The following is a 4174-nucleotide window of genomic DNA, read 5'->3' on the forward strand; positions in this document are numbered from 1 at the left end:
TTATTGTTGTGTTACAATCCTAGAAGTAATTAATTTTTGATTTAAGAAAGAACGGAATACGATATAGGAGTCCGTCTCGTGGTCTCGGAGTTGTGTATAAGGGACAGTTTCTCCAGGCCACGCTGCTTGAACGTGCTGGGGATCGGGAGGGTGCTGAGGCGGTCGAGGGGCCACACGATGACGAAGGCGCGGCCGATGACGCGGTCGATCGGGATGGTTCCGCCGCCGGGGTCGCCGCGGTGGGAGCGGGAGTCGTAGGAGAGTTCGCGATGGTCGCCCATGACCCAGAGCTGGCCCGGCTTCACGGTGACGTCGAACGGGTCGTTGGACGGCTTGTTCTGCTCGTGCGTGATCGGGTCGGTGAAGACATACGACTTCTCGTCCAGTGGCACGCCGTTGACGGTGACGCGGCCCTGGGCGTCGCAGCATTTGATGTGGTCGCCGGGGATGCCGATGACGCGCTTGATGTAGTCCTTCTCGTTGGGCGCCACGCCGAACGCGGTGCCGACGGCGCGCAGCGCCTTGGAGATCGGGTTGCTCGGCTCGTCGACCTGGACCTCCGGGTCCCAGGAGTCGAGGCCGTTGAAGACGATCACGTCACCGCGGGCGATGTCCCGGGTGTGGTAGACGATCTTGTTGACGAGGACGCGGTCGCCGATCTGGAGGGTGTTCTCCATGGAGCCGGACGGGATGTAGAACGCCTGCACCGCGAACGCCTTGATGACCAGCGCGAGTACGACGGCGACGACGATGAGGACGGGGAGTTCTTTCCAGAACGATCCCTGCTTCTTCTTGCGCTTGCCGTCGTCCTCGGAGTCGTCGGCCTTCTCCTCGGCCGGGTCCACGGGCTCCTGCTCTTCGGGCACCGCGCCCTCGGCCTCGGATCGCACGTCTCTCCGATCATCCTCGTCAGTCATCAGAGCGAAAGCCTAGCGCCGCAGGGCCTGCGGGACGCCGCGCGCGGGCGTGTCGCGGACGTCCGGACCGGTCGCGCCGGGCCGGAACGGGCAACGCCCCGGGCACCGTCGCGGGTTCCCGGGGCGTCGTGGTTCATCGGCTCAGTGCTCGCGCTTCTCCTTGATGCGCGCGGCCTTGCCGCGCAGGTTGCGCAGGTAGTAGAGCTTGGCGCGGCGGACGTCGCCGCGGGTGACGACCTCGATCTTGTCGATCGACGGGCTGTTGATCGGGAACGTCCGCTCGACGCCGACGCTGTAGCTGACCTTGCGGACGGTGAACGTCTCGCGGGCGCCGCCGCCCTGCCGCCGGATCACCACGCCCTGGAAGATCTGGATACGGCTACGGTTGCCCTCGGTGACGCGCACGTGCACCTTCAGCGTGTCGCCCGGACGGAAGTCCGGGACGTCGGCGCGCATGGCGGCCTTTTCGATCTCCTGGATCAGGGTGTGCATCGCAGCGGTTCCTCGTGGTCGAACGCGGGCGTCGAGAGGCCCCGATGGGACTTTCGTGGGGGCGTCGCGCCGCGGGAAGTGGTCTTCGGGTGCCATGCGCTCTGGACGCACGGACGCTTTAGTCTGCCATATCTTCGCCGTCAACCGGAAAACCGGCCTCCCGCAGGACGACACGGTCCCGCTTGTCGAGGTCCTCCGGCGCGAGGCGGGCGAGCAGTTCGGGACGGTGCCGGACCGTCCGGCGGAGCGCCTCGTCGCGCCGCCAGCGGGCGATCGCCCCATGGTTGCCGGACAGGAGGACGTCCGGAACCGGCCGATCCCGCCAGACGGGCGGCTTGGTGTAGACGGGCCCCTCCAGGAGCGACTCCATGGCGCCCGGGGCGAAGGAGTCGTCCGCGACCGAGTCGGCGTTGCCGAGGACGCCGGGCAGGAGACGCCCGATCGCCTCGACCATCACCATGACGGCGACCTCCCCGCCGGCGAGGACGAAGTCGCCGAGGCTGACCTCGTCCACGGGCATCCGCGTACGGGCCTCCTCGGCAACGCGGGAATCGATCCCCTCGTAGCGCCCGCAGGCGAACACCAGCCGGGGCTCGGCGGCATACCGAACCGCGTCGGCCTGCGTGAACGGCCGCCCACTGGGCGTCGGAATGATCAGCCGCGGCACCACCCCGGCCTCCGCGGCCTCGCCCAGTGACGCGGTCACACCGGACGACGCACCGCCAGGCGATGAATCGCCGACTGGCGCGCTTCCAGAGGACGCGCCACCAGGATTGAGATACGTACCGCCCGGGTTCGCGCCATCCTGGTGCGCGTTGCTCGGCTGCGGACCGCCCGAAGCCGCGCCCCCCGGGTTCGCGCCACCCGGGTATGCGCCGCGCGAGGGCGCACCGCCCGGGTATGCGCCGCCCGAAGACGCACCGCCCGGGTAAGTGCTGCCCGAGGGCGTGCTGCTGGGTGGGGTCTTGCTGGAGGGGAGCGGGGGGATCAGGGTGTCGAGGGCTTCGCCCCAGGGGGTGGGTTTCATGACCATGCCGGGGCCGCCGCCGTAAGGGGTGTCGTCGACGGTGCGGTGCCGGTCGTGGGTCCAGTCGCGCAGGTCGTGGACGCGGACGTCCAGCAGTCCGGCGCGCCGCGCCTTGCCGAGGAGGGAGAGCTCCAGCGGGGCGAAGTACTCGGGGAAGATCGTGACGATGTCGATTTTCATGATTCGTCGAGCAGTCCGGGGGGCGGGTCGATGACGAGCCGCCCCCCGGGAACGTCCACCTCGGGGACGAGCGCGGCCACGAAGGGCACGAGCTTCTCCCCGGCCGGGCCGCGCACGACGAGAAGGTCCTGGCCGTGGTGCAGGACGTCCGCGACGACGCCGATGCCGGTGCCGTCCGCGGTGACCACGGCGAGGCCGATCAGTTCCTGGTCGTGGAAGTCGTCCGGGTCGGTGGACGGGGGGATGTCACCGGGGTCGACGACGAGCCACGTGCCGCGCAGGGCCTCGGCGGCGTCGCGGTCGCCGACTCCGGCGAAGCGCACGAGCAGGCGTCCCGAATGCCAGCGGATCCGCTCGACGGTGAGCGGACCGGCGGCGCCGGGGTCGGTGGCGATCTTCGTGCCCGCAGCGAACCGGGTCTCCGGCTCGTCCGTGCGGACATCGATGGAGACCTCGCCACGGACCCCGTGCGACCGTCCGATACGTCCCACCACGAGCGGTTCGCTCATCGGAACGCCACTCAGCGGACCTCGTTGACGTCGAGCAGGTCGACACGCACGTAGCGGCCTCCGGAGAGGGCGCTGATCACCGTGCGGAGGGCCTTGGCGGTGCGGCCGCCGCGGCCGATGACCTTCCCGAGGTCCTCGGGGTGCACGCGCACCTCCAGGACCCGGCCGCCCCGGATCCGGCGGGCGCGGACCCGGACGTCGTCCGGGTTCTCCACGATCCCGCGGACCAGGTGCTCGAGCGCTTCTTCGAGCACTGTCAGCCCTCGCTCTTGGCTTCGTCGGTCTCGGCGGCCTTGGCCTCGGACTTCTTGGGCTCGGCCTTCTTCTTGCCGCGGGTCGCGGTGCCGGCGGCCTCGTCGTCGCCCAGGGACTCCTTGACGGCGGCCTCGAAGGCGGCCTTCTTGTCGGCCTTGGGCTCGGCGACCTTGAGGGTGCCCTCGGCGCCGGGCTCGCCCTTGAACTTCTGCCAGTCGCCGGTGATCTTCAGCAGGTTCAGCACGGGCTCGGTCGGCTGCGCGCCGACGCCGAGCCAGTACTGCGCCCGCTCGGAGTCGATCTTGATGAGCGACGGCTCCTGCTTGGGCTGGTAGAGGCCGATCTCCTCGATGGCGCGCCCGTCCCGCTTGGTGCGGGCGTCGGCGACGACGATCCGGTACTGCGGGTTCCGGATCTTCCCCAGGCGCTTGAGCTTGATCTTGACTGCCACGGGTGTGGTGTACTCCGATTTCATTACTGGGTGGACGGGCCCGCGCCAGGTGGGGAACACCGGCTCACGGCCGTCCGATGGACTCCGGCCGCGCAGGACGAGAGAGGGCGCCTCGCGATTCCGGTTTTCCAGCATGTCATTCTGCCAGACGTTCGGTGTAAAGGTGCAATCGCGCGGCGCCGTGTCCCCGAGTCGTCAGGCGGCCGCGGTGGGCCGGGGGCTCACTTCTTCTTGCGTCCCTGGAGCTTGCCCAGGTCCGGCATCTGGAAGCCGGGCGGGAGCTGGCCGCCGAGCCCCGGCGGAAGCCCGCCCTGCCCGCCGCCCGGCTTCCAGATGCCGGACC

General features: G+C 69.5%; 5 protein-coding genes and 2 pseudogenes. All 7 read right to left on the reverse strand.

The window, feature by feature from the left end; genetic code table 11:
• Positions 1 to 41: 41 nt before the first annotated feature.
• Positions 42 to 890, reverse strand: a complete 849-nt coding sequence (gene lepB / locus HUX53_RS32880) for a signal peptidase I (RefSeq protein ID WP_176407106.1) — start codon at positions 888 to 890, stop codon at positions 42 to 44.
• A gap of 168 nt (positions 891 to 1058) precedes the next feature.
• Positions 1059 to 1409, reverse strand: coding sequence for a 50S ribosomal protein L19 (gene rplS / locus HUX53_RS32885; RefSeq protein WP_176407107.1), 351 nt, complete (start codon positions 1407 to 1409; stop codon positions 1059 to 1061).
• Between the two features lie 118 nt (positions 1410 to 1527).
• Positions 1528 to 2091: pseudogene (locus tag HUX53_RS40350) on the reverse strand (tRNA (guanine(37)-N(1))-methyltransferase); the annotation flags it as partial.
• Positions 2092 to 2403: 312 nt separating this feature from the next.
• Positions 2404 to 2616 (reverse strand): annotated as a pseudogene (locus tag HUX53_RS40355) (tRNA (guanosine(37)-N1)-methyltransferase TrmD); the annotation flags it as partial.
• On the reverse strand, positions 2613 to 3125 hold the full coding sequence (gene rimM, locus HUX53_RS32895) for a ribosome maturation factor RimM (RefSeq protein ID WP_176407109.1): 513 nt from the start codon (positions 3123 to 3125) through the stop codon (positions 2613 to 2615). The pseudogene HUX53_RS40355 and the gene rimM, both read right to left, overlap by 4 nt.
• An 11-nt stretch (positions 3126 to 3136) precedes the next feature.
• The gene (locus HUX53_RS32900; protein ID WP_067632131.1) at positions 3137 to 3379 is read right to left on the reverse strand and encodes an RNA-binding protein; all 243 of its coding nucleotides are present in this window, start codon (positions 3377 to 3379) and stop codon (positions 3137 to 3139) included.
• Positions 3380 to 3381: 2 nt separating this feature from the next.
• The gene (rpsP, locus tag HUX53_RS32905; RefSeq protein WP_176407110.1) at positions 3382 to 3831 is read right to left on the reverse strand and encodes a 30S ribosomal protein S16; all 450 of its coding nucleotides are present in this window, start codon (positions 3829 to 3831) and stop codon (positions 3382 to 3384) included.
• Between the last annotated feature and the right edge of the window lie 343 nt (positions 3832 to 4174).

The organism is Actinomadura sp. BRA 177, assembly GCF_013372625.1.
In the GTDB taxonomy this organism is placed as follows: Bacteria; Actinomycetota; Actinomycetes; order Streptosporangiales; family Streptosporangiaceae; genus Spirillospora.

Bases quoted from the DNA above. Each gene is read 5' to 3' on its own strand.
- rimM (WP_176407109.1), bottom strand. From the start codon at position 3,125: ATGAGCGAACCGCTCGTGGTGGGACGTATCGGACGGTCGCACGGGGTC.
- rplS (WP_176407107.1), bottom strand. From the start codon at position 1,409: ATGCACACCCTGATCCAGGAGATCGAAAAGGCCGCCATGCGCGCCGAC.